We start from the raw sequence: 24,306 nt of genomic DNA, 5'->3' as shown, positions 1-24,306 counted from the left end.
CGGGCGCCTCCTTAGGAAGGCGCCCGAGTCGTAGCGGAATCAGTAATTTGCCAACGCTGGCCGGCCTTGCCGGGCGGCGTTTCGTTGTCTTGTGAGTTCTTGAGGTTGGTCCTGAATGTCTGATTTGAACCCGCTGCGCCTGGATGACATCGATCGTCAGCTGATCGCCGCGTTGCAACTCAATGCCCGCGAGAGCGTGGCCATGCTGGCGCGCAAGTTGGGGATCGCCCGCACCACGGTGATCTCGCGCATCGCCCGCCTGGAAAAGCACAAGGTCATCACCGGCTACGGCCTGCGTCTGGGCCAGCGTGTGCTGGATGGCGGCCTGCAGGCTTACGTGGGCATCACCCTGCAGCCGCGCTCGGGCAAGGAAGTGCTGCGCCGCCTGACCAGCATGGCCGAGGTGCAGCAGTTGTGTACGGTCAGTGGGGAGTTCGATTTCGTCGCCTGGCTGCGGGCCGACTCGCCGGAGCGCCTCGACCAGTTGCTGGACGAGATCGGCGAAGTCGACGGGGTGGAGAAGACCACCACCTCGATCATCCTGTCGTGCAAGCTGGATCGCGGACAGAAGCTCTAGGCAGGAATGGTTGGGCGGGCGCCTGGCCTGCGCCGGGCTGGGAAACGGATGACCAAACGAAAAATCCCCGGTCGCCGGCAGAGCTGCCGGCGACCGGGGATCGGTGACTCGCCGAGGCTTAGGCGGCCTCTTGAGTCTGCACCTCTTGCTCCTCGTAGGCCTGACCGAAACGGTTGGCCAGGAAGTCCTCCAGGGACACCTGCTCCTGGCTGATGAAGCCCGCTTGCGGCAGGCGCTGCTCGCGGAACAGGTCCAGGGCGGCGCAGATGCCGGCGGCGGTGGTGATCTGGATGGCGCTGGTCAGGCGGCCGTTCTGTTCGGCGGCGAAGATCTTGCGGCTGAACACTTCCTGCACCAGCTTGCCGCCGCGCAGGCCATTGACGGTGACGAACACCAGCACCACGTCCTGCATGGTGCTGGGCACCGCGCCGCGCAGGATGTCCTTGAGCTTGTCCTGGTTGGCCGACAGGCGCAGGTCTTCCAGGAGGAACTTCATCAGGTCGCGGTGGCCCGGGTAGCGCACGGTCTTGTAGTCGAGCACCTCGACCTTGCCTTGCAGGGTCTCGCACAGGGTGCCGAGGCCGCCGGAGGTGTTGAAGGCCTCGTACTCGACGCCGTCCAGGGAGAAGTGCTCCAGACCTTCCAGCGGCTGGACCATCTGCAGCTTGCCGTTGCGGATCGCCTCGCAGGGGTGGCAGTACTCGTTGACCAGGCCGTCGACGCTCCAGGTCAGGTTGTACTTCAGGGCGTTGGTGGGGAACTCGGGCAGGGCGCCGACGCGCATCTTGACCTCGCGCACGCTGTCGAAGTGACGCGCCAGGGAGTGGGCGGCGATGCCGATGAAGCCCGGGGCCAGGCCACACTGCGGCATGAACGCGGTCTTGGCGTCCTTGGCCAGCTCCATGATGGTCTTGGTCGCGTGCACGTCTTCGGTCAGGTCGAAGTAGTGGGTGGCGGTGGCCTTGGCTGCCTTGGCCACGCCGATGGCCATGTGGTAGGGCAGGGCGTTGAGCACCGCATCCTGGCCCTGCATGGCGGCTTCCAGGGCGCCGCTGTCGGCCGAGTCGAGTTCGCGGGTGGCGATGCCCAGGTCGGCGATGGCTTTCAGCGAGGTGGCGTCGCGGTCGGCTACCAGCACCCGGTAGTCGCCGGATTTGTGCAGCAGTTGGGCGATGGTGTAGCCGATGTGGCCCGCGCCGAGCAGGAGGACGTTCATTGTTGTTATCTCCAAGGTTGCGTTCAGATGTGGCCAGTCTAAAGGGCAGTTGGTTCGACAATAAGACTCATAAAACATCAAAAAGATTGGCTTGTGAGTCGATATGACGTGCTTGTGATGCGTTTAGTCGAATCCGGTCGTGACTGCGGACGGCAGTACGCGGCGGGTCTTATAACTTTCTTGTCACATGGCACCCTGGACCTTCTACCCTGAGGGACAGGCAAGCGCGCCATAGCCGAGCAGGAACCGCCATGTACAAAGACCTCAAGTTCCCCGTGCTCATCGTGCACCGCGACATCAAGGCCGACACCGTGGCCGGCGAGCGGGTGCGCGCGATCGCCCGGGAGCTGGAGCAGGACGGCTTCAGCATCGTCTCCACCGCCAGTGCCGCCGAAGGGCGCATCGTCGCCTCGACCCACCACGGCCTGGCCTGCATCCTGGTGACGGCCGAGGGGGCGGGGGAGAACAAGCACCTGCTGGAGGACATGGTCGAGCTGATCCGCATCGCCCGCACGCGCGCGCCGCAGCTGCCGATCTTCGCCCTCGGCGAGCAGGTCACCATCGAGAACGCGCCGGCCGAGGCGATGAACGATCTCAACCAGCTGCGCGGCATCCTCTACCTGTTCGAGGACACCGTGCCCTTCCTCGCCCGCCAGGTCGCCCGCGCCGCGCGCAACTATCTGGACGGCCTGCTGCCGCCGTTCTTCAAGGCCCTGGTGCAGCACACCGCGCAGTCCAACTACTCCTGGCACACGCCCGGCCACGGCGGTGGCGTGGCCTACCGCAAGAGCCCGGTGGGGCAGGCCTTCCACCAGTTCTTCGGCGAGAACACGCTGCGCTCGGACCTGTCGGTGTCGGTGCCGGAGCTGGGCTCGCTGCTCGACCACACCGGCCCCCTGGCCGAGGCGGAGGCGCGTGCGGCGCGCAATTTCGGCGCCGACCACACCTATTTCGTGATCAATGGCACCTCGACGGCGAACAAGATCGTCTGGCACAGCATGGTCGCCCGCGACGACCTGGTGCTGGTCGACCGCAACTGCCACAAGTCGATCCTCCACTCGATCATCATGACCGGGGCCATCCCCCTGTACTTGAGCCCCGAACGCAACGAGCTGGGCATCATCGGGCCGATCCCGCTCAGCGAGTTCTCCGCCGAGTCTATCCGCGCCAAGATCGCCGCCAGCCCGCTGGCCCAGGCGCGCGCGGGTGGCGCGGCGGCGAAGGTCAAGCTCGCCGTGGTGACCAACTCGACCTACGACGGCCTGTGCTACAACGCCGAGCTGATCAAGCAGGTCCTGGGCGACAGTGTCGAGGTGTTGCATTTCGACGAGGCCTGGTACGCCTATGCGGCCTTCCATGAGTTCTATGCCGGGCGCTACGGCATGGGCACCTCGCGTGAGGCCGAGGGCCCGCTGGTGTTCACCACCCATTCCACCCACAAGCTGCTGGCGGCCTTCAGCCAGGCCTCGATGATCCACGTGCAGGACAGCGGCAGCCGTCAGCTGGACTGCGACCGCTTCAACGAAGCCTTCATGATGCACATCTCCACTTCGCCGCAGTACGGCATCATCGCCTCGCTCGACGTAGCCTCGGCGATGATGGAGGGGCCGGCCGGGCGCTCGCTGATCCAGGAGACCTTCGATGAGGCGCTGAGCTTTCGCCGCGCCCTGGCCCATCTGCGGCAGAACCTCAAGGCCGACGACTGGTGGTTCAGCATCTGGCAGCCGCCGCGGGCCGAGGGCGCCGAGGAGGTGGCGACCGGCGACTGGCTGCTGCAGCCGCAGGCCGAGTGGCATGGCTTCGGCGAAGTGGCCGAGGACTATGTGCTGCTCGATCCGATCAAGGTCACCCTGGTCACGCCGGGGCTGACCGCCGGCGGCAAGCTGGACCAGTGCGGGATACCCGCTGCCGTGGTCGGCAAGTTCCTCTGGGAGCGTGGCCTGGTGGTGGAGAAGACCGGGCTGTACTCCTTCCTCGTGCTGTTCTCCATGGGCATCACCAAGGGCAAGTGGAGCACCCTGCTGACCGAGTTGCTGGAGTTCAAGCGCAGTTACGACGCCAACCTGGCACTGGCCGATGCCCTGCCGTCCATCGCCAGGGCAGGCGGCGCGCAGTACCAGGGCATGGGCCTGCGCGACCTGTGCGACGCGTTGCACGGCTGCTACCGCGAGAACGCCACGGCCAAGGCGCTCAAGCGCATGTACACGGTGCTGCCGGAGGTGGCGATGAAACCGGCCGATGCCTACGACCAGTTGGTGCGCGGCGAGGTCGAGGCGGTGCCGATCGACCGGCTCGACGGCCGCATCGCCGCAGTGATGCTGGTGCCTTATCCGCCCGGCATCCCCTTGATCATGCCGGGCGAGCGCTTCACCCCGGCCACCCGCGCGATCATCGATTATCTGGAGTTCGCCCGTACCTTCGACCACAGCTTCCCCGGCTTCGATGCGGACGTGCATGGGCTGCAACGCCAGGACGGCCCGCAGGGCGCCCTGTACACGGTGGACTGCATCAAGGCCTAGGCGCCGCCTGCCGCGCCAGGGCCCTCAAGCGGCGCCGGTGCGGCGCGCTGACCGGTGCTAGTATCCTCGACAGATCAAATGCTTAACGCCGGGACTCAAATTCCGACTGAAGTTGCATGGCGTGCCCTGCGTCACAGTGGATGGCATCGACATTGACACTGTCCTTGTTATAGTTGGCCGGTTCATATCATAAGAATCTTTCTAAGCGCGCCCGCGCCTTCTGCTTGAGGATGACTGCCGTGTCCGACTACAAAGCCTTCCGCGTCGAGTTGGCAGATAAGATCGCCCATGTCGTGATCAATCGCCCGGAAAAAGTCAACGCGATGAACGCCGATTTCTGGTCGGAGATCATCGAGATATTCCGCTGGGCCGATGCCACCGACGAGGTGCGGGTGGTGGTCCTGTCAGGGGCCGGCAAGCATTTCTCGTCCGGCATCGACCTGATGCTGCTGGCCCAGGTCGGCAGTCAGCTGGGCAAGGACGTCGGTCGCAATGCCGAGGCGCTGCGCCGCAAGATCCTCGAACTGCAGGCCTCCTTCAATGCCGTCGACCGCTGCCGCAAGCCGGTGCTGGCGGCGATCCAGGGTTACTGCCTGGGCGGCGCCATCGACCTGATCGCCGCCTGCGACATGCGCTACGCCAGCGTCGATGCGCAGTTCTCGATCAAGGAAATCGACATCGGCATGGCCGCCGATGTCGGCACGTTGCAGCGCCTACCGCGCATCATTGGCGACGGCATGATGCGCGAGTTGGCGTACACCGGGCGGACCATCGACGGCGAAGAGGCCCACCGCATCGGCCTGGTCAACCGCACCTTCGGTGATGCCTCGGCGCTGCTCGACGGGGTGATGGACATCGCCCGCGAGATCGCCGCCAAGTCGCCGATCGCCGTGCGCGGTACCAAGGAGATGATCCGCTACATGCGTGACCATCGGGTCGACGATGGCCTGGAGTACGTCGCCACCTGGAACGCCGCGATGCTGCAGTCCGTCGACCTGCGGGTGGCCATGGCCGCCCACATGAGCAAGCAGAAGCCGGAGTTCGCCGACTGATGCGCTGTCCGCGATCCTCTTCTCTATCGGCGCGGGAGGCGCATTAGCCCATGGTTTCAGGAGCCACGTCGCTGAGCCTGGTGCGTGATGAGCTGTTCACCACCATGGAGGAGGCCGAGTCCAGCCTGGAGCAGTTCATCGCCGAGCGTGACAACGGCAGCCTGTTGCAGCAGGCGGTGGAGGGCCTGCAGCAGGTGCGCGGCGCGCTCAACCTGATCGAACTGACCGGGGCGGAGCTGCTGGCCCAGGAAGTGCTCGACCAGGCCACCGATATTCCCGCCGGCGCCGGCAGCGAGCGCGACGTGCAGCTTTCGGCACTGAGCAATGCCCTGCACGTGCTGCGCCGCTATCTGGAGAGCGTCGACGCCAACCGCCAGGAGATGCCCGAGCTGCTGTTGCCGGCGATCAACGACCTGCGTCAGGCCGGTGGTCAGCCCGGGCTGCCCGAGAGCTTCTTCTTCAGCGTGCGCCTCGACCAGCAGCGCCCGCATCGTGACGCGCCAGCCCTCGATGCGGCGGCCAGGGCCGTCGAGGCCAAGCGTCTGCGGCATATGTACCAAGTGGGCCTGCTCGGCTTCATCCGCGAGCAGAATCCCAAGGCCAGCCTGAAACTCATGGCGCGTGCGATGAACCGTCTGGACGGCCTGTATGGCGGTGAGCCGCGCGGGCGTCTGTGCTGGATCGCCGCGGCGGCCCTGGAGGCCCAGGTCGACGGCCGCATGCTGGCGCGAAAGTCGCGCAAGCAGCTGTTCTCCAGAGTCGACCGCGAACTCAAGTCGATGCTGGCCAACGAGCAGCATGAGACCTCACGCAGCCTGCTCAAGGAGCTGCTCTATCTGGTCGCCCTGGGCGACAGTCGTGGGCCCACAGTCACGCCGGTGCGGGAAGTCTTCGGCCTCACGCCCTTGCCATTCACCGATCACCTGCTGGAGGAGGAGTACCGGCGCCTGGCCGGTCCCGGTCAGGCGGTGATGCGCTCGCTCAGTTCGGCGATTCGCGAAGAGCTGACCGGTCTCAAGGACATGCTCGATCTGATCGAGCGCGGCACGGTGCAGGCCGAGAGCCTAAGCAGTCTGCACGCCTTGCTCGGCAAGCTGAGCAAGACCCTCGCCATGGTCGGCCTCAGCTCGGCCGGCAACTCGCTGGCGGCGCAACTGCAGACGGTTGCCGGCTGGCGCGAGGAGGTGGTGCCGCCGACTGCCGAGCTGAACCGCTTGGCCGAAGCGGTGCTCTATGTCGAAGGCATGGTGGCCAGCCTGGAGAGCGGCGAACGCCGCGACAGCCGTCCGGCCCAGGCGAAACCGGGGCACGAGGCCGAATCCTTCGCCCTGCACCAGCTCAACGAGGCGCGCATCGTGGTGGTGGACGAGGCCCGTGCCGGCCTGGCCCTGGCCAAGCGCGCGATCACCGCCTACCTGGAGTCGAGCGGCGACCGCATGCACCTGTCCAATGTGCCGTTCAGCCTGCAGGCGGTGCGCGGGGGGCTGTGGTTCCTCGGTCAGGAGCGCGCTGCAGAACTGGTCGGCGCCTGCGCCGAGTACATTCAGCGGCAGATGCTCGACACCCCGCAGATGCCATCCGAGCAGATGCTGGAAACCCTGGCCGACGCCCTGAGCAGCCTGGAGTACTACCTGGAAGCCGGCGCAGTGTTGCGCCCGGAGACCCAGCCGAGCGTGCTCGACCTGGCTGCCGACAGCGTTCGCGCCCTTGGCATGAAGGTGGCCGTCTAGATGAGCCGGCACTGGCAGCCGGCCCTGCTCGACAGTCGGCAGCCCGGCGGCTGGGCGCTGCTGCACTGCCAGCAGCAGTTCCTCGGCGACAGCAACGGCCTGCTGTTTCCCCGTCACTGGCTGAAGCAGCAGGATCTGCCCATTGTCGCCGAACATGGCATCGGTCATTTCGATGGTGAGGCGGTCTACCTGCTGGAGCTGGAGCAGCCGCTGCTACTGCCCGGTTGTGCCTGGCAGAGCCTGCGCCAGGTCATGCTGCAAGGCGAGGAGGACATCTTCCGCCTGCTCAGCTACGCCACCCAGATCGGCACCTGGGCCCGTCAGCATCGCTTCTGCGGCAGCTGCGGCGGAGCCATGCAGGCGTTGGCGGGGGAGCGGGCGATGCATTGCCCGCGTTGCGAGGTGCGGCACTACCCGCGCCTATCGCCGAGCATGATCGTATTGGTCACCCGCGGCGACGAAGTGCTTCTGGCCCGTTCGCCACGCTTCGTCAGCGGCGTCTACAGCACCCTGGCTGGGTTCGTCGAGGCTGGCGAGTCGGTCGAGCAGTGCGTTGCCCGCGAGGTGCGCGAGGAGGTCGGTGTCGAGGTCCGCAACCTGCAGTACCTGGGCAGCCAGGGCTGGCCTTTCCCGCACTCGCTGATGCTGGGTTTCCACGCCGAGTACGCCGGCGGTGAGATCGTCATGCAGGTGGAGGAGATCGAGGACGCCCAGTGGTTCAGTGTGCACAGCCTGCCACCCCTGCCGGCGCCACGCTCCATCGCCCGCTACCTGATCGACCTCTACGTCGCTCGCCGTCTAGGCCTGCCCGAACCAGTGCTGCCAGGCTAGGCGCGCGGTCAGCGCCAACACCACCAGGATGAACACCGGGCGGATGAACTTCGAGCCGCCGCCGATCGCCGTGCGCGCGCCGAGATAGGCGCCGGCCATCAGCGCCACGCCCATGCTCAGCCCGAGCACCCAGGCCACCTGTCCGGTGCCGATGAAGACCACTAGGGCGCAGGCATTGCTGACGAAGTTCATGCTGCGCGCCACGCCGCTGGCGCGCAGCAGGTCCAGGGGGTAGAGCAGCAGGTTGCTGACCGTCCAGAAGGCACCGGTGCCCGGGCCGGCTATGCCATCGTAGAAGCCCAGTCCCAGGCCCTGTGGCCACTGACGACCGCGGGCCGGTGGCGCCGGGGCGTCCCCCGAGGCCTCCGGCGCTCGGCCGAACAGCAGATAGAGTCCGCAGGCGAACACCACTGCAGGCAGTAGCTGATTCAGCCAGGCCGCCGGCATCCAGTGGGCGACGGCGGCGCCGAGCAGGGCGCCGATGGCCGTGCCGATCAGGGCGTTGCGCCACTGCGCCGGGGCGAACAGCTTGCGCCGGTAGAAGGTGTAGCTGGCCGTGGCCGCGCCGAAGGTGGCGCACAGCTTGTTGGTGCCCAGCACCAGGTGGGGCGGCAGACCGGCGGTCAGCAGGGCCGGGATGGTCAGCAGGCCGCCGCCACCGGCGATGGCGTCGATAAAGCCGGCGGTGAAGGCGACCAGGGCGAGAATGGCCAGTACGCTCGGGTCGACGGCCAGCTCGAATGGAAGGGGCATAAAAAGACGACCTGTGTCCTATTGTGCGGCGCGCGCGCTGTTCGCGACGCGGCCCGGCAGCGCATAATGCCGGCATTTCCCGGTAGAAGGAATGGAATCTATGCAGTACGACGGTCTGGCATGGGCGACCGCATTACTGGCGCTGCTGGCGATAGCGGTGGCCGTGCGCATCCTGTTCGGCGGACGCTGGTTGCTCGGCTGGTTACGCGGCACCTGCGGCCTGGCGTTCGTCGCCTTGTCCGGGGTGGTCGGCCTGGTGGCCTATGACCTGTCCAGCTACGAGCCGATCGCGGAAGGCAAGCCCCTGGTGACGCTGACATTCCAGGCCGATGGGGCGGCCTATCGGGCCAGCCTGCTGGAGGGCCGTCGCGAGCGCAGTTTCACCTTCCAGGGCGATCTGTGGCAGCTGGATGCGCGGCTCCTGCAGTGGAAGGGGCTGGCTGCGTTGATCGGCCTGCAGCCGGGCTACCGCCTGGAAAAGCTGTCGGGACGTTTCCTCACCATCGAGCAGCAGTCGCAGGCCCAGCATGCCCGGGTCGAATTGGCGCGCAGCCCCTATGGGGTGGACCTGTGGCGTTGGCTGCGGCTGGGCCAACATGACTTGTTCATGTTCGATCCCCAGGCGCTGCGCGTGACCTACCTGCCGGTGGCTGACGGCGCGGTGTACGCCGTCAGCCTGACGTCGACCGGTCTGCTGGCGGAGCCGCTGAACCAGGCAGCCAAACAGGCGTTGCAGGACTGGCAGTAGACTCCTGAGCAGGAATCGAAAAAGGGACCCTAGGGTCCCTTTTTTTCGTGGCTTGGAATCAGCTCAGGAGAGGAAGCCGCCATCGACATTGAGCGCCACCCCGGTGGTGTAGCTGGAAGCATCGCTGGCCAGGTACAGAACGGCGCCGGCCATCTCGCTGGGAGCGGCGACGCGCTTGAGCGGGATGCGTTGCAGGGCGATATTGAGAATGGCGTCGTTCTGGGTCAGCGCCGAGGCGAACTTGGTATCGGTCAGGCCAGGCAGCAAGGCGTTGCAGCGGATGCCGAACTGCGCGCACTCCTTGGCGAACACCTTGGTCATGCTGATCACCGCGGCCTTGGTCACAGAATAGATGCCCTGGAACTCGCCGGGCGACACGCCGTTGATCGAGGCGACGTTGATGATGCTGCCGCCACCATTCTGTTTCATCAGCTTGCCGCCTTCGATCGACATGAAGTAGTAGCCGCGGATGTTCACGTCGACGGTCTTCTGGAAGGCCGACAGGTCGGTGTCGAGCACGTTGCAGAACTGCGGATTGGTGGCCGCGTTGTTGACCAGGATGTCGAGGCGGCCGAATTGCTCGCGGATCTGCGCGAAGACGCCTTGAATCTGCTCCATCTCGCCGATATGGCAGGGGATGGCGGTGGCCTGGCCGCCGTCGGCGATGATCGCGTCGGCGACCGCCTGGCAGCCGTCGAGCTTGCGGCTGGAGACGATCACGTGGGCGCCTTGCTGGGCCAGCAGCTTGGCGATGGCCTCGCCTATGCCGCGGCTGGCGCCGGAGACGAAGGCGATCTTGCCGTCGAGGTCGAACAGTTGGGTCTTGGACATGCGCTTTCCCTTCTTCTAAAGGTGCCGAGGCGGATTACAGCTGCGACTGGTTGATGACTTGCAGGCTCATTTGCTCCAGCAGTTTGTTCATCTGAACGAACTGGGCGAAGCGGGGGTCCCTGGTCTGGCCGTGGTAATAGCGGTAGTAGATCTGCTGGACGATGCCGGCCAGGCGGAACAGCCCGTAGGTGTAGTAGAAGTCGATGCAGTCGATCTTTATGCCGGCGCGTTCGGCGTAGTACTCGACGAACTCCCGGCGGCTGAGCATGCCGGGGGCGTTGCTCGGCTGGCGGCGCATCAACTGAACGGGGGCTGGATCGTCGGCCTCAATCCAGTAGGCCAGGGTATTGCCCAGGTCCATCAGTGGATCGCCGATGGTGGTGAGTTCCCAGTCCAGCACGCCGATGATCTGCATGGGGTTGCGCGGGTCGAGAATCACGTTGTCGAAGCGGTAGTCGTTATGCACGATGCCCGGCTTGTGATGGTCGGCCGGCCGCTTTTCCTTAAGCCAGGCCATGACCGGCTGCCATAGCGGGGCATCGGGGGTCAGGGCTTTCTCGTAGCGCTCGCTCCAGCCGCGGATCTGGCGTTCCACGTAACCTTCGGGCTTGCCCAGGTCTGCCAGGCCGCAGGCCTGGTAATCGACGTTGTGCAGTTCGACCAGCTTGTCGATGAAGCTCTTGCACAGGGTGCGGGTCTTGTCGGCGTCGAGGTTCAGCTCGGCCGGCATGTCCGAGCGCAGGATGATGCCGTTGACCCGCTCCATCACGTAGAACTCGGCGCCGATCACCGATTCGTCGGTGCAGTGCAGGTAGGCCTTCGGGCAATAAGGGAAGCCGGCATTGAGACGATTGAGGATACGGTATTCGCGGCCCATGTCGTGGGCCGACTTGGCCTTGTGACCGAACGGCGGGCGACGCAGGACCAGTTCCTTTTCCGGGTATTCGAGCAGGTAGGTGAGGTTCGAGGCGCCGCCGGGAAACTGGCTGATCCGTGGCGTGCCGCTCAGGCCAGGAATCTGCGCCTTGAGGTAAGGGTCGATGATGCCGGCGTCGAGCTCTTCGCCCTCACGGATACCGGTCGACTGGTCAGTAAGCGCCATGTTCATCCCTTCTGCTTATAATCGTTGGCCTGGATCATTGGCTAATCTAATGCTGTGTCTCGGCCGCCTCAAGCGCGACACGCCTTTATAGGCGGGCGTGTTGCCGGGCAATCAAGCTGCCTGATTCGCGGCAAGCGGCTGGACGCCAGGCAAAAAAAACCGGAGCCATGGACTCCGGTTTCTCGTGCGACTGGATAAGTGCCCAGGCTTAGACCGGGAACAGCTCGCCCAGCTTCATCGCCAGCATCATGTCGCCTTCGGCGCGCAGCTTGCCGGCCATGAAGGCCTGCATGCCATCGGTCTCGCCGCTGGTGATGCCCTTCAGGGTCTCGGTGTCCATGATCAGGGTCACGTTGGGGTTCTCGGCGTCACCTTGCTGCACGTCGCAGGTGCCGTCCTTGACCACCAGGTAGTGGTTCTCGCCGTCTTCGATGTTGAACTGGAATACCAGGTCCAGGCCCGCGGCGGCACCGGCGTTGAACTTGGACTGCATGGTTTGGACGATGTCTGCAACGCTCATGGTTTCTTCCTTTGTTTTCAGTTTTTCTCGCGCCCTGTCGGGCGCAGTGGGCCGGTACTCAGCGAAAGGTGATGAGTTCCGGCGCCTTCAACAGCTGCAAGTGCGCATGGCTGTTGAAGGAAGCCAGGCTCACCTGGTTGCCGCGAAATTTCAGGCAACTCAGGGAGGTATTGACGATCTGCCAGTTCAGCTCGAAGGCCCTGTCCGGCGCCACGCCGGTAACCAGGTGCAGCAGCGCGGTAATGGTACCGCCGGAGGTGAACAGGGCGATGTTCTGTCCGCGCTCGGCCTTTTCCAGCAGGCGGGCAAAGCCGGCCTGCACCTGCTCGACAAAGCCTGGCCAGCTCTGCAGGCCGGGCTGGTCGTAGTCACCGGAAAGCCAGCGGCCGATCACCAGAGCGAATAGGCGCTGGAACTCGGCGCGGTTCTGCGCGGCGTTGCGCATCACCTGCAGGGCTTCGGGTTGTTCGGGGAGCAAGTCGGGGAGCAGGGCGCGGATCACCGCATCGGCATCGAACTCGTTGAATGCTGCATCGATTTCCAGCGGCGGTACGGCGATTCCCGCTTCGCTCAATCGGCTCATGGCGGCGTTGGCGGTATGCTGTTGCCGGCGCAGGTCACCGCTGATGCTGCGGTCCAGGCGCAAACCAAGCTCGGCAAGGTGCGCGCCCAGCACTTCGGCCTGGCGGATGCCGATGGGCGACAGCACGTCGTAATCGTCGGCGCCAAACGAGGCTTGACCATGTCGGATCAGGTAGATGCTGCCCACGTCCGCTGCTGTCCCGGTGCGGTGAAAGTCTCGCGAGGTTATGGGGAACGCAGGGGGCTGTCAACGAAAAAACATACGCTTGTTTGAATTGTCCGCTGCGTCGTCGAGGCTCGGGCGAGGCAGGTGGCCGGCGGCTGGCGGCGTCGGTATGCTTGAGCGTCACGGGCGCGGCGCGAGGCCAAGCACTGGAATGGACAACGAGGGGGATGGACGTGGAGTTTCTGGCTGATTACGCGGGCTTTCTGGCTAAGGTGGTGACCCTGGTGGTCGCCGTGCTGGTGTTGCTGGCGGCAGGCGTCGCGTTGCGCGGCAAAGGGCGCAAGGCTCCCGGGCAGCTGCAGGTGGACAAGCTCAACGACTTCTACAAGGAGCTGCGCCAGCGCCTGGAGCAGGCGGTGCTGGACAAGGACCAGCTCAAGAGCCTGCACAAGGCCGAGGCCAAGGCGGAGAAACTGGCGAAGAAATCCGCCGGGCACAAGTCGCGGGTCTTCGTGCTGGACTTCCATGGAGACCTCAAGGCTTCTGCCGTCGACCAGCTGCGGCATGAGGTCACCGCCGTGCTGAGCATGGCCAAGCCGCAGGACGAGGTGGTTGTGCGCCTGGAGAGTGGCGGGGGCATGGTGCACAGCTATGGCCTGGCCGCCTCGCAACTGGCGCGGATTCGCGAGGCGCGGGTGCCCCTGACCGTGTGCATCGACAAGGTCGCGGCCAGCGGCGGCTACATGATGGCCTGCGTCGGTGAGAAGATCATCTCCGCGCCCTTCGCCATTCTCGGCTCGATCGGCGTGGTGGCGCAGCTGCCCAACGTGCACCGCCTGCTGAAGAAGCACAACATCGACTTCGAGGTGCTTACCGCTGGTGAGTACAAGCGCACCCTGACGGTCTTCGGTGAGAACACCGAGAAGGGGCGGGAGAAGTTCCAGGACGACCTGGAAAGCATCCACGAGCTGTTCAAGGGCTTCGTTTCCCGTTATCGCCCGCAACTGCGGATCGACGAAGTCGCCACGGGCGAAGTCTGGCTGGGTTTGGCGGCGCTGGAGAAGGAACTGGTCGATGAGCTCAAGACCAGCGATGAATACCTCGCCGCACGGGCCAGGGAGGCCGAGCTGTACCACCTGCACTTCGTCGCCAGAAAGAGCCTGCAGGAGCGCATCGGCCTGGCGGCCGGCATGGCCCTGGATCGTTTCCTGCTGAACTGGCTCAGTCGCCTCAACCAGCAGCGCTTCTGGTAATCCATTTTCTGTCACAGGAGTATCGACATGGGTAAGTTCTTGGCATTGCAGGCTTGCGAAGGCCTGGCGGGTGAGTTCGAGCAGGCGATAGTCGAGCGTGACACCAGCGAGTTACCCGCCGGAGAGCTGCTGATTCGGGTCCAGTACTCTTCGTTGAACTACAAGGATGCGTTGTCCGCCAGCGGCAATCGCGGGGTGACCAAGCAGTTCCCCCATACGCCGGGCATCGATGCCGCCGGCGTGGTCGAGGAATCCAGCGTCGCCGAGTTCGGTGCTGGCGATGAGGTGATTGTCACCGGCTACGACCTGGGTATGAATACGGCGGGAGGCTTCGGCCAGTACATCCGCATTCCCGCGGCCTGGGCGCTCAAGCGTCCCAAGGGTCTGTCTCTGCGCGAGGCCATGGTGCTCGGTACCGCCGGCCTGACCGCGGCGCTGTGTGTCGACAAGCTGGAGCAGGCAGGCGTCAGCCCGGATGCCGGGCCCATTCTGGTCACCGGCGCCACTGGGGGCGTGGGCAGCGTCGCGGTGGCCCTGCTGGCCAAGCTGGGCTTCCAGGTGGCGGCATCCACCGGCAAGGCGGAGCAAGGTGAGTTCCTGAAGAAGCTGGGCGCCGAGCGCATCGTGCTGCGCAGCGAGCTGCAGGAGGGCGGCGAGCGTCCGATGCTCAAGGAGCAGTGGGCCGGCGCGGTGGATACCGTGGGCGGCGACATCCTGTTCAATGTGGTCAAGGCCTTGCGCTACGGCGGCAGTGTCGCCTGTTGCGGCCTGACGGCCGGAGTCGCCTTCAAGGGCAACGTGCTGCCGTTCATCCTGCGCGGGGTCAACCTGCTCGGTGTCGACTCGGTGGAGTTGCCCCTGGTGGTCAAGGCATCCATGTGGGACAAGCTGTCGCTGCAATGGAAGCTCGAGGGCCTGGAGCAACTGGTCACAGAGGTCAGCCTGGCGCAACTGCCGGAAGCCATCGGGCGGATACTCGGCGGCCAGCAGGTTGGCCGTGTGCTGGTCAAGCTCGACTGATTGATGCCGTGAAGAAAAGAGGCCCGGTTCGACCGGGCCTCTGCGTTTCAGGCCTGGCTGATGTGCGGCGTGATGTCGCCGCGAGATACCGTTTTATCGCTGGCATAGGCAGTGCCCAGAGCCTTTGCGAGCCGCGCCGGGCCATGGTGTTGCCAGGGCGAAAGTCGACCAATTGCGACGCGATGCGGGGCAGCGTCAGGGCCTGAAACGAAGAAGCCCCGCAAGGCGGGGCTTCTTCGTATGGCGGATCGATCAGGCGCGGCGGCGGAACAGCGGCAGCGGCTGGTCGCTGGAGGCCTGATACACCTCGCTGAACTCCTCGAACGCCTTCAGGGCATCCTGCGGGTCTTTGTCTTCACGCAAGGCGAAGGCATCGAAGCCGCAGCGCTTGAGGGCGAACAGCTGGTCTCGCAGGATGTCGCCGATGGCACGTACTTCGCCCTTGTAGCCATAGCGGGTGCGCAGCAGGTAGGCAGTGGAGCAGTGACGGCCATCGGTGAAGGCCGGAAAGTTCAGGGCGATCACCTGGAAGTTGTCCAGCTGATCGGCGATCTCCTCGATCTCCTCGCCAGCTTCCAGCCATACGCCCAGGCCGCCGTCGCGGGCCTTCAGGGCATGGCCATGATCGACCCACATGGCCAGGGGCACGATCAGGTCGTCGCAGTTGGGCAGTTCGTCGAAGCTGGCGTCCTTGGGCAGCAGGTGCCAGGTTTCGTCGACTATCTGGCCGTTCTTAATGATTCGCTGCATATACGCGCTCCTTGAACGGTGCGACACCGACACGACGGAAGGTGTCGAGGAAACTTTCTTCTTCGCTGCGTTGCTCGACATAGACCTTGATGATCTTGTCGATCACGTCCGGCATGTCGTCCTGGGCGAAGGCCGGGCCGAGGATCTGCGCCAGGCTGGCGTCGCGACCGGAGCTGCCGCCGAGGGAGACCTGGTAGAACTCCTGGCCCTTCTTGTCCACGCCGAGGATGCCGATATGGCCGACATGGTGATGGCCGCAGGCGTTCATGCAGCCGGAGATGTTCAGGTCGATGTTGCCGATGTCGAACAGGTAGTCGAGATCGTCGAAGCGGCGCTGGATGGCCTCGGCTACCGGGATCGACTTGGCGTTGGCCAGGGAGCAGAAGTCGCCGCCCGGGCAACAGATGATGTCGGTCAGCAGGCCGACGTTCGGCGTGGCGAAGCCCTGCTCGCGCAGTTCGCCCCAGAGGGTGAACAGCTGCGCCTGTTCGACATCGGCGAGGATGATGTTCTGGTTATGGCTGTTGCGCACCTCGCCGAAGCTGTAGCGGTCGGCCAGGTCGGCGATGGCGTCCAGCTGCTTGTCGGTGACGTCGCCCGGAGCGACCCCGGTTGGCTTGAGTGACAGGGTCACGGCGACATAGCCGGGCTTCTTGTGGGCGAAGGTATTGCGCTGGCGCCAGCGGGCGAAGCCCGGGTGCTCGCTGTCGAGCTGTGCCAGGCTGGCCTCCTGGTCCTGCAGGTCCCGGTAGTCCGGGTCGACGAAATGGGCGGCAACGCGGGCCACTTCGGCTTCGGTCAGGGTGGTGGGCCCGTCCTTCAGGTGCGCCCACTCGGCGTTGACGCGCTCGGCGAACACCTCGGGCGTCAGGGCCTTGACCAATATCTTGATGCGCGCCTTGTACTTGTTGTCGCGGCGACCGTAGCGGTTGTAGACCCGCAGGATGGCATCGAGGTAGCTGATCAGGTGCTGCCAGGGCAGGAACTCGTTGATGAAGCTGCCGACCACCGGGGTACGACCGAGGCCGCCGCCGACCGACACGCGGAAACCCAGCTCGCCGGCGTCGTTCTTCACCGCTTCCAGGCCGATGTCATGTACTTCAATCGCGGCGCGGTCGCTGACGGCGCCGTTCACTGCGATCTTGAACTTGCGTGGCAGGTGGGTGAATTCGGGGTGGAAGGTCGACCACTGGCGAATGATCTCGCACCAGGGGCGCGGATCGACGATCTCGTCCTTGGCCACGCCGGCGAACTGGTCGGTGGTGGTGTTGCGGATGCAGTTGCCACTGGTCTGGATCGCGTGCATCTGCACGGTGGCCAGCTCGGCGAGAATCTCCGGCACATCTTCCAGCTCCGGCCAGTTGAACTGGACGTTCTGCCGGGTGCTGATATGGGCGTAGCCCTTGTCGTAGTCGCGCGCGATCTTGGCCATCATGCGCACCTGCGCCGAGGACAGCAGGCCGTAGGGCACGGCGACGCGCAGCATCGGCGCATAGCGCTGAATGTACAGGCCATTTTGCAGGCGCAGCGGGCGGAACTCTTCGCCGCTCAGCTCGCCAGCCAGATAACGGCGGGTTTGATCACGGAACTGCTTGACGCGGTCCTCGATGATGGTTTGGTCGTACTGGTCGTATACGTACATGAAGGGTCCTGTTATCAGGCTGCTTGCAGCAAATCAGCGCGCACGGCCGCGCTCTCCGTAAGGAGTCGGGGGAAGATACCAGCTCAGGGTTATGCGCAAAAGTGATGTTTGAGTATATGGAAAGAACCTTTAACGCTAAGTAGAGGGGGAGCATAACCCCACCGCTTGAGCATGGCGTTGCGCTGGTCTTAACTGCAGGGGCAAACCGACCATAAGCACAAAAAGGGGCTAGCCAATGACCGAACACACCCAGCCGGACAACCGCGACAGCGTCGTCGACGCCAGGGCCATTTTCGTCCTGATCCTGATAGTCGTCGGTACTGCGGTTTTCTGGGTCAGCCAGCAATAGTTGTCGTGGGGGCAGGGCGGGTTTCCGGGTTTGGCAGCCAGCCCTGTTTGGCGCGTCTGACGGGAGGTGGCACGCTGCCTCCAACCCTGCCTTTATACTGAGCGCGGTTATTTTTGGGGCGCGCAGCATGGTCGTATCAGGGGTGAGGGTTTTCTTCGTCATCGCGTTGGCCGCTGTGCTGGGCATGGCGCAAGCTGCAACCGAGAAAGGCGGCTCCGGGGGATCGGATGCCTCCGTCGTGTTTCTCAATCCGGGCTATTCCAAGGAACCGTTCTGGGTCGGCTACAGCGATTTCATGCAGGCGGCTGCCGACAGCCTTGGTATGCGCCTGCGCGTGATCTACGGCGAACGAGATCGCGAGCGACTGCTGAACAACGCGCGGCAGGTGCTGGCCGAACCCGAGCAACCGGACTACCTGATCTTCGTCAATGAAATGTATACCGGGCCGGAGTTGCTCCGACTGTTCGCAAACAGCCCCGTCAGGCTGTTCGCCCTGCACAGCACTCTGACGCCCGAGCAACAGGGGCTGATGGGCGGTACGCGCGAGCGTTACCGGCACTGGATCGGCAGCCTGATCCCCAATGATCGCGAGGCCGGCTACCTCATGGGCAAGGCTTTGATCGCCAAGCTCGATGGCCGTCCCGCGCAGATGCTGGCGTTTTCCGGTGTCCGCCATACCCCTTCCGCCACCCTGCGGGAGGAAGGGCTGCACCGGGCCCTGGCGGAGCATCCTGAAGTCAAGCTGCGGCAACTGGTCTACGGCGAGTGGGCCCGTCAGCGTGCTTACCAGCAGGCGTTGTTGCTATTGCCGCGTTACGCCGATACGCAGTTGGTGTGGGCCGCAAATGATGAAATGGCCTTCGGCGCGATGCGCGCGGCGCAGGAGCTTGGCCGGCAGCCGGGCAAGGACCTGCATTTTTCCGCATTGAACAACTCGCAGGAGGTGCTCCAGGCGCGGGCTTCGGGCCAGTTGGCGGCGCTGGTGGGCGGGCATTTCACCCTGGGCGGCTGGGCCATGGTGCTGCTGCATGACTACCATGCCGGAGAGGATTTCGCGCAGCGGGGCGGCAAGGACCGCGTCGATCCGGTGTTCAGCCTGCTCGACGCCGAGCAGGCTGCGGTCCTGTCGAAGCGACTGCAGGTGCCGGGCTACGGAATCGATTTTCGCAAGTTCAGTGCCCTCCAGCAGCCCGGCATGACCAACTACAGCTTCTCGGTGCAGCCGTTGCTGGAGTGATCATGGGGCGGCGAAGTGCAGCACCAACTTGGTGACGGCAACCAGCAGCAGTACGAATGCCAGAGTGCAGAGCACGCCGAGGATGATGAAGTGGCTCGGTTTGCCGCGACTGAAGTCCCGGGCCCGCTGCTTGCTGCTCTGAACGCCAAAGGCGGCGGCCAACACGCTGCGCAGCATTTCCCGCCAAGTCAGAGGTCGTGCGTCCTGGTCGTGCTTGTCGGTCATGGTCCCCTCCCGGTATCCAGCATGGGTGTTGCGCCCTGAGCCATCGTCGCGCCTTTGCGCAGCCGGCGCGCCTGGGCGTGCCGGGCGCAATTCCGGATAGCTGCGCGGCCCTAACCAATCACCGGATTACAGCGTACTTCGCTCTTTACCGAGTTGGCGATAAAGCATTCGTCATGGGCCTTGTGATGCAGGGCCAGAAGTTGCTCGATACTCGGCTGCTGTTCGCCAGCGAAGGTGGTGCGTGGGCGCAACTCGACTTCGGTCATGGCCAGTCGACCCTCGGCATTTCTGGCCATGATCCCGAGGGGCTGGTCTTCGTAGCGATCTACCTGAAACCCCTGGGCGGCGGCCAGCGACAGGAACCACAGCATGTGGCAGCTCGATAGTGATGCAACGAAGGCCTCTTCCGGGTCAACCGCCCGGGCGTCAGACCAGGGCAGCGGCACGATGTGGGGCGAAGAGGACGCGGGCACCTCCAGGCCACCATCGAAGTGCCAGCGGTGGGCGCGGCTGTAGCGATTATCGAGGAAGCTTTGGTCGGCACGTTCCCATACGACCTGGACACTGTATTCGGTCATTCCCTGTACCTTCATGAGCATTGCGGGCGGTCATTATTGCCAGGGATCGGAGGCTTTGCCAGCCGTCGATCCTCAGTTGGCGGAAACGCTGGCCAGGCTGGTCGCGAGCAGGTCGAGGCGCGTCTATGCTTTCGCAGAGGGCTCTGCTAGACGCCTGGAAGCAGCTATAGTCTCAGCCGGAACGCTATGACATGCAGGGGGCGTGCGTTTGATTTCCACTCCGCTAGCGTCAGCGCTTGAATCGATCATTCGCCGCCATCTTCCCGAGGCATTGCGCGAGTTGCTTCAGGCGCTCAGCCAGGCCTTGGTCGATCAGGACTGCAGGGAGCTGTCCAATCAGGACGTGCAGGCCTGCGAGGACTTCCTGCGCTACTGCAAGGTTCAGGGCAAGCAAGTACTGGTGAGCACTTGCTCGTCGGTTCTTCGCTGCCTGTCACCGGAGAGCGCGGATGAGTCGACGATGCCGGGCAATCTCAGCGCATGGCGCCTGGTGGACGACGAGGAGGTCGAGGACCTATTGATGGCTCGACGTGTCGTCGGCCGCTTGCGGGAGAATGTTGGCGAGCTCGAAGGGCGCGTTTGTGGTTGTTTCAATCGTCTGGTCGGCCATTATGTGGCGGATGCCGACCACCCATTGTCGCTGGAATTCCTGCTGCGCCAGCTTCAGGCCGGACTCCAGATGCGCATACAGCCTTTGCCCGTTCGAGTCCTGTTCCAGGCGGAGGCCAGTCGCGTTTTAGCCACGGCTCTGTTGCCATACCTGCAGGCCCTGGTAGCCGAGTTCGACGCCGCCCAGGTGCAGCCGCTGGCGCAACCAAAACTATTGGTAGCTGTGCCTCAGGCACCGCGTACGATTTCCACCGCAGATTCCGAGGCCACCTACCGGGCCATTCGGCACCTGCGCCGTGCGGTTTCGACAGAGCTGTCGGGCGCGATGGAGCTGGAACAAGAGGTAAGCCCCGTCCCGGTCGTGGAAGCGCTGACCGGGCTGCTCAGTCAGCGAGCCCCGAAAGGTGGTTGGGCGGCCGAGGCAGTGTTGGCGCGGCTCGACCAGCAAGGCTGCGCTTTGACCCCTCGTCAGCACGAGGATGCCCATCTGGTAAGCGAGGTGTTCCAGGCGCTGAGTCGACAGGCCGAGGTGGCGCCGACACTGCAGCCGGTGTTGCAGCGTCTGCTGTTGCCGGTCCTGACCGCCACCTTGCAGGAGCCTGGGGCTATCGCCGATGCCGGGCATCCGGTGCGGGCGTCACTCGATCGCATCTTGCGCCTGTGTGATTACTGTGAGCCGCCGAACAAGGTGCTCGAGGCCCGTTTGGAACAGCTGGTGGAGCGCATCGCAGGTGAATATCGCGGAGATTTAGCGGCATTCACCGCCTGCGATGCCGAGCTGGATGAGCTGCTGAACATGCAGCAACGTGCCTATCGCCGCAGCGCCGAGCGCGTGATGCAGTCGCATCGCGGTCGCGACATTCTGGAGACCGCGCAGCGCAAGGTAGCCATCAAGCTGGCCCGGCTATGCGGCAAACAGGTTCCCAAGGTCATGCTGGAGTGGCTGGACGTCGGTTGGCGCGATTTGCTGGTTCACGAAGAGCTCAGCGCAGGCAGTGACAAGGACACCTGGAGGGGCGATTCGGCCCTCACGGAGTTGCTCATGCAGCGCCTGCGCGAGGCCGAAGCTGCGCAAGGTGATGCCAGTCAGGCGGGCTGGGCCTATGAGATCGAGCACTTGCTGAAGGTGCTGCGTCGGCGCATGGACGAGTTCAGCGTCGGGCATTTTCAGCACGCCTCGGTACTGGTGCGGATGCGTGAGCAACTGTTCGGTATGAAACCTGTGGAGCTGGTTGCGCCCCCTCGCTTGTCCAAGCCTAAACCGGCGATGCCCAGCGCCTTGCTGCGTTGGCGTGAGCAGATCGAGGGGTTGAAGCAGGGCGATTGGCTGCGTACCGCTGACGGCCAGCCTCTGCAGCTGATCTGGCGCAATGCGCAGATGGATCACTATGTACTCGTCGACGCACAGGGAAGCGAGAAGGGCAGCTATGGCCTGGCCGGCCTGGCCAGGGAGCTCGCCGAAGGTGCGCTGCTGGTCGGCGACAAGGGTGGGGCGGATGAGGGCCTGGTCCAGCGTACCCTGCAGGACATGGTGGGCAAGCTCTATCGCGAGATAGCCCATGCCCGCAGTCATGACGAGCTCACCGGTCTGCTCAATCGGCGTAGCTTCGAAGGGGCGCTGGCGGAAAGCCTGTCCGCCAGCGTGGCGCCGTCCTTCCTGATGGCGCATATCGACCAGTTCAGCCTGATCAATGGCCATGCCGGGCCTGTGGCTGGGGACGCCTGCCTGCGGCAGATCGCCAGCCGACTGAGTGAATATCTGCCTGCTGCCAGCTGCATGGCGCGTGTCGGCGGGGTGGAGTTCGCCGCGGTTTTGCCGGCTTGCGCAGAGAAACGCGCCGCCGAGCTTGGCGAGGCGCTACGGCTGGGTATCGAAGCCGAGGGCTTCGAATGGCAGGGTCACAAGCATGGTTTGACGCTGAGCATCGGCGTAGTCGAGGCCGCCGAGCGGCACGATGTCGCCAATCTGTTCTTCGACCTGCAGAGTGCTTGCAACAGTGCCAAGGAGGGCGGGCGCAACCGTGTGCATTGTTTCAATTCGGCGCAAGACGATAGTCATGCCGGCCTGCTGGCGATTGCCGCGCGGGTCGATGATATCGTCGAGCGCGAGGATCTCTCGCTGCGCGTGCAGCAGATTGCCCCGGCGTCGCCCGACTCCCAGGAGCTGCCGCATTACGAGTTGCTGCTGGTAATGCAGAACGAGCTGTCCCTGCAGGATTTCATCGCGGCGGCCGAACGCTACCATCGCATGACCAAGGTCGATCGCTGGGTGCTCAGGCGGATATTCATCGAGCTGGAGCGTCATCCGCAGCTGTGGGAGCGTTGCTCTGGCCTTTCTATCAATCTGTCTGGCAGCAGCTTGAACGACGACAGGTTGCTGGGGTTCATCGAAAGCCTGTTCGAGCGCTACGCCGTCGATCCGCGCCGCATCTGTTTCGAGCTGACCGAGACGGCCGCCGTCGCCAACCTTGCCAAGACCGCCGACCTGGTACGCCATCTGCAGCGCTCCGGCTGCACATTCTCGATCGACGACTTCGGCGTCGGGTTCTCCTCCTTCGACTACCTCAAGCGCCTGCCAGTGGACTACGTGAAGATCGACGGCAGCTTCGTCAAGGAAATCGAGCGCTCGCCGAGCGATCTGGCCATGGTCCGCTCGATCAACGAGATCGCCCATGCCCTTGGGCGGCGAACGGTCGCCGAGTACGTCGAGACCCCTTCGATACGTGCTCGATTGGCGGAGATGGGCGTGGATTACGTGCAGGGCTACGGCGTACAGATGCCGAGGCAGTTGCATGACTGGCTGGAGGAGGAGGCGCGGGTACTCGCCCCCTGTTGAGCGAAGCAAGAGCTCCAGGCGCCTTGAGGTGTTCCGCGAGGCGGGCGGTTCGACTCAGTCTGAGCGTCGCTGGCGGGGGGCAGCGCTGCGGCCCGGGCGCGAAGCTGGCCGCAGCCGCCGTCGATATCCTGACCGGCCGAGTTGCGCACCTTGGTCAGCACGCCCCGGCTGTGCAGGTAGCGGACGATCTGTACGATGCGATCCCCTTCGGGGCGCTGGAACTCGTCGGCTTCCAGGCTGTTGTAGGGGATCAGGTTGAGCACGGCGAACTTGCCTTTGAACAGGCGCAGGATGCCGTCCATTTCTTCCTGGCTGTCATTGATGCCCTTGAGCAGGGTCCATTGGTACTGGATCGGATAGTCGACCGTGCGGGCATAAGCCTCGCCCAGTTCGACCAGCTCCTCAGGATCGATCTGCGGCGCCCGCGGCAACAACTGTCGGCGCAGCTCGGCGTCGGTGGTGTGCAGGGAAAGCGCCAGCGCCGGCTTGATCCGCTGCTGGGGCAGGCGCTCGAATACTCGCATGTCGCCGACCGTGGAAAACACCAGGTTCTTGTGGCCGATGCCGCCTTCGCTGCCGAGCAGGTCGATGGCCTCCAGCACGTTGTCGAGGTTGTGCGCCGGCTCGCCCATGCCCATGAACACCACCTTCTTGACGCTGCGAAAGCGCCTGGCCAGCGCCACCTGGGCGACGATTTCGGCGCTGCTCAGCTGGCGCAGCAAGCCGCTCTTGCCGGTCATGCAGAACACGCAACTAACCGCACAACCGACCTGGCTCGAGACGCACAGGCCATCGCGGGGCAACAGCACGCTTTCCACCATCTGGCCGTCGCCCAGCTCCACCAGCAGCCGCGCCGAGCCGTCGCCGCCCGGATGCTCGGAACTCAGCCGGGCCAGCGCTGCGAGCCGCTGAGTCAGCTCCGGCAAGCCTTGGCGCACGCTGAGCGGCAGAAAGTTCTCGCTGGGCTGATTACGCGTACCGCTGTCCAGCGGCTTGCCTTGGAGCCAGGCACGAATGATCCGCCCGGAATGCTGGGGCTTGGCGCCGAGGTCGGCGAGCTGTTGGCTGAGGTCGTGGATATGCATGGCGCGCGAATGCTACCACCGGGCAGCGCCGGCGCGTAGGTTGTTTATCGCCAGGCTTGCCACGGATTGGCCGCAAGGTACGGGCAACCTGGCCG

The 24,306-nt window shown here is 64.6% G+C and carries 20 protein-coding genes and 1 pseudogene; 10 read left to right on the top strand and 11 right to left on the bottom strand.

Translation table 11 applies throughout. The features are described 5' to 3' along the window. The first annotated feature begins 115 nt into the window (after nucleotides 1-115). The gene (locus LPB260_RS02040; protein ID WP_208706984.1) at nucleotides 116-577 is read left to right on the top strand and encodes an Lrp/AsnC family transcriptional regulator; all 462 of its coding nucleotides are present in this window, start codon (nucleotides 116-118) and stop codon (nucleotides 575-577) included. 118 nt (nucleotides 578-695) lie between these two features. On the opposite strand, the gene LPB260_RS02035 is transcribed toward LPB260_RS02040, so the two are convergent. Then, nucleotides 696-1,793 (bottom strand): saccharopine dehydrogenase family protein, encoded by a 1,098-nt coding sequence (locus LPB260_RS02035; RefSeq protein ID WP_208706983.1) that lies wholly within the window; start codon nucleotides 1,791-1,793, stop codon nucleotides 696-698. A 251-nt stretch (nucleotides 1,794-2,044) separates the two neighbouring features. On the opposite strand from LPB260_RS02035, the gene LPB260_RS02030 reads away from it, so the two are divergent. The 4 genes from LPB260_RS02030 to nudC all read left to right on the top strand — a co-directional run bounded on the left by LPB260_RS02030 (nucleotide 2,045) and on the right by nudC (nucleotide 7,925). Beyond that, a complete protein-coding gene (locus LPB260_RS02030) occupies nucleotides 2,045-4,312 on the top strand; it encodes an arginine/lysine/ornithine decarboxylase (protein ID WP_208706982.1) in 2,268 nt (755 codons plus the stop codon). Nucleotides 4,313-4,551: 239 nt separating this feature from the next. After that, nucleotides 4,552-5,364 (top strand): crotonase/enoyl-CoA hydratase family protein, encoded by an 813-nt coding sequence (locus tag LPB260_RS02025; protein ID WP_208706981.1) that lies wholly within the window; start codon nucleotides 4,552-4,554, stop codon nucleotides 5,362-5,364. Nucleotides 5,365-5,414: 50 nt separating this feature from the next. Further along, nucleotides 5,415-7,094, top strand: a complete 1,680-nt coding sequence (locus tag LPB260_RS02020) for a ferrous iron transporter B (protein ID WP_208706980.1) — start codon at nucleotides 5,415-5,417, stop codon at nucleotides 7,092-7,094. Next, on the top strand, nucleotides 7,095-7,925 hold the full coding sequence (nudC, locus tag LPB260_RS02015; protein WP_208706979.1) for an NAD(+) diphosphatase: 831 nt from the start codon (nucleotides 7,095-7,097) through the stop codon (nucleotides 7,923-7,925). Here nudC and LPB260_RS02010 read toward each other — a convergent pair. Continuing rightward, complete coding sequence (locus LPB260_RS02010; RefSeq protein ID WP_208706978.1) at nucleotides 7,893-8,678, bottom strand: TSUP family transporter; 786 nt, start codon at nucleotides 8,676-8,678, stop codon at nucleotides 7,893-7,895. The genes nudC and LPB260_RS02010 overlap by 33 nt on opposite strands. 100 nt (nucleotides 8,679-8,778) lie before the next feature. Here LPB260_RS02010 and LPB260_RS02005 point away from each other — a divergent pair, with 100 nt between their 5' ends. After that, nucleotides 8,779-9,426, top strand: a complete 648-nt coding sequence (locus LPB260_RS02005; RefSeq protein ID WP_208706977.1) for a hypothetical protein — start codon at nucleotides 8,779-8,781, stop codon at nucleotides 9,424-9,426. A gap of 63 nt (nucleotides 9,427-9,489) precedes the next feature. Here the strand turns inward: LPB260_RS02005 and LPB260_RS02000 are convergent, their stop codons facing one another. The 4 genes from LPB260_RS02000 to LPB260_RS01985 all read right to left on the bottom strand — a co-directional run bounded on the left by LPB260_RS02000 (nucleotide 9,490) and on the right by LPB260_RS01985 (nucleotide 12,648). Beyond that, on the bottom strand, nucleotides 9,490-10,257 hold the full coding sequence (locus tag LPB260_RS02000; RefSeq protein WP_208706976.1) for an SDR family oxidoreductase: 768 nt from the start codon (nucleotides 10,255-10,257) through the stop codon (nucleotides 9,490-9,492). 34 nt (nucleotides 10,258-10,291) lie between these two features. After that, nucleotides 10,292-11,359, bottom strand: coding sequence for a phosphotransferase family protein (locus LPB260_RS01995; protein ID WP_208706975.1), 1,068 nt, complete (start codon nucleotides 11,357-11,359; stop codon nucleotides 10,292-10,294). 208 nt (nucleotides 11,360-11,567) lie between these two features. Beyond that, a complete protein-coding gene (locus LPB260_RS01990; RefSeq protein ID WP_208706974.1) occupies nucleotides 11,568-11,879 on the bottom strand; it encodes an SCP2 sterol-binding domain-containing protein in 312 nt (103 codons plus the stop codon). 58 nt (nucleotides 11,880-11,937) lie between these two features. After that, entirely contained in the window at nucleotides 11,938-12,648 is a 711-nt protein-coding gene (locus LPB260_RS01985) for a histidine phosphatase family protein (protein WP_208706973.1), read from the bottom strand. Between the two features lie 212 nt (nucleotides 12,649-12,860). On the opposite strand from LPB260_RS01985, the gene sohB reads away from it, so the two are divergent. Continuing rightward, nucleotides 12,861-13,880, top strand: coding sequence for a protease SohB (gene sohB, locus LPB260_RS01980; protein ID WP_208710015.1), 1,020 nt, complete (start codon nucleotides 12,861-12,863; stop codon nucleotides 13,878-13,880). 27 nt (nucleotides 13,881-13,907) lie between these two features. Beyond that, on the top strand, nucleotides 13,908-14,900 hold the full coding sequence (locus tag LPB260_RS01975) for a YhdH/YhfP family quinone oxidoreductase (RefSeq protein ID WP_208706972.1): 993 nt from the start codon (nucleotides 13,908-13,910) through the stop codon (nucleotides 14,898-14,900). A 252-nt stretch (nucleotides 14,901-15,152) separates the two neighbouring features. Here the strand turns inward: LPB260_RS01975 and LPB260_RS01970 are convergent, their stop codons facing one another. Next, nucleotides 15,153-15,650, bottom strand: coding sequence for a DUF934 domain-containing protein (locus tag LPB260_RS01970; protein WP_208706971.1), 498 nt, complete (start codon nucleotides 15,648-15,650; stop codon nucleotides 15,153-15,155). Next, nucleotides 15,634-17,292, bottom strand: coding sequence for a nitrite/sulfite reductase (locus tag LPB260_RS01965; protein WP_208706970.1), 1,659 nt, complete (start codon nucleotides 17,290-17,292; stop codon nucleotides 15,634-15,636). Before LPB260_RS01965 ends, LPB260_RS01970 begins: the two co-directional genes overlap by 17 nt. Before the next feature lie 533 nt (nucleotides 17,293-17,825). On the opposite strand from LPB260_RS01965, the gene LPB260_RS01960 reads away from it, so the two are divergent. Further along, complete coding sequence (locus LPB260_RS01960) at nucleotides 17,826-18,878, top strand: ABC transporter substrate-binding protein (protein WP_208710013.1); 1,053 nt, start codon at nucleotides 17,826-17,828, stop codon at nucleotides 18,876-18,878. On the opposite strand, the gene LPB260_RS01955 is transcribed toward LPB260_RS01960, so the two are convergent. Together LPB260_RS01955 and LPB260_RS01950 are read right to left on the bottom strand one after the other, a co-directional pair. Next, nucleotides 18,879-19,103: a DUF2970 domain-containing protein gene (locus tag LPB260_RS01955; RefSeq protein ID WP_208706969.1), complete on the bottom strand. Its 225-nt coding sequence runs from the start codon at nucleotides 19,101-19,103 to the stop codon at nucleotides 18,879-18,881. 110 nt (nucleotides 19,104-19,213) lie between these two features. Further along, nucleotides 19,214-19,681, bottom strand: coding sequence for an OsmC family protein (locus LPB260_RS01950; protein ID WP_208706968.1), 468 nt, complete (start codon nucleotides 19,679-19,681; stop codon nucleotides 19,214-19,216). Nucleotides 19,682-19,883: 202 nt separating this feature from the next. Between LPB260_RS01950 and LPB260_RS01945 the strand changes: the two genes are divergently transcribed. Then, nucleotides 19,884-23,126, top strand: a complete 3,243-nt coding sequence (locus LPB260_RS01945) for a DUF1631 family protein (protein WP_208706967.1) — start codon at nucleotides 19,884-19,886, stop codon at nucleotides 23,124-23,126. A gap of 89 nt (nucleotides 23,127-23,215) precedes the next feature. On the opposite strand, the pseudogene LPB260_RS01940 reads toward LPB260_RS01945, so the two are convergent. Further along, nucleotides 23,216-24,211: pseudogene (locus LPB260_RS01940) on the bottom strand (RNA methyltransferase); the annotation flags it as partial. Nucleotides 24,212-24,306 lie beyond the last annotated feature (95 nt).

This window comes from Pseudomonas sp. LPB0260 (genome assembly GCF_013388395.1).
This window is presented reverse-complemented; position numbering and strand designations above follow the sequence as displayed.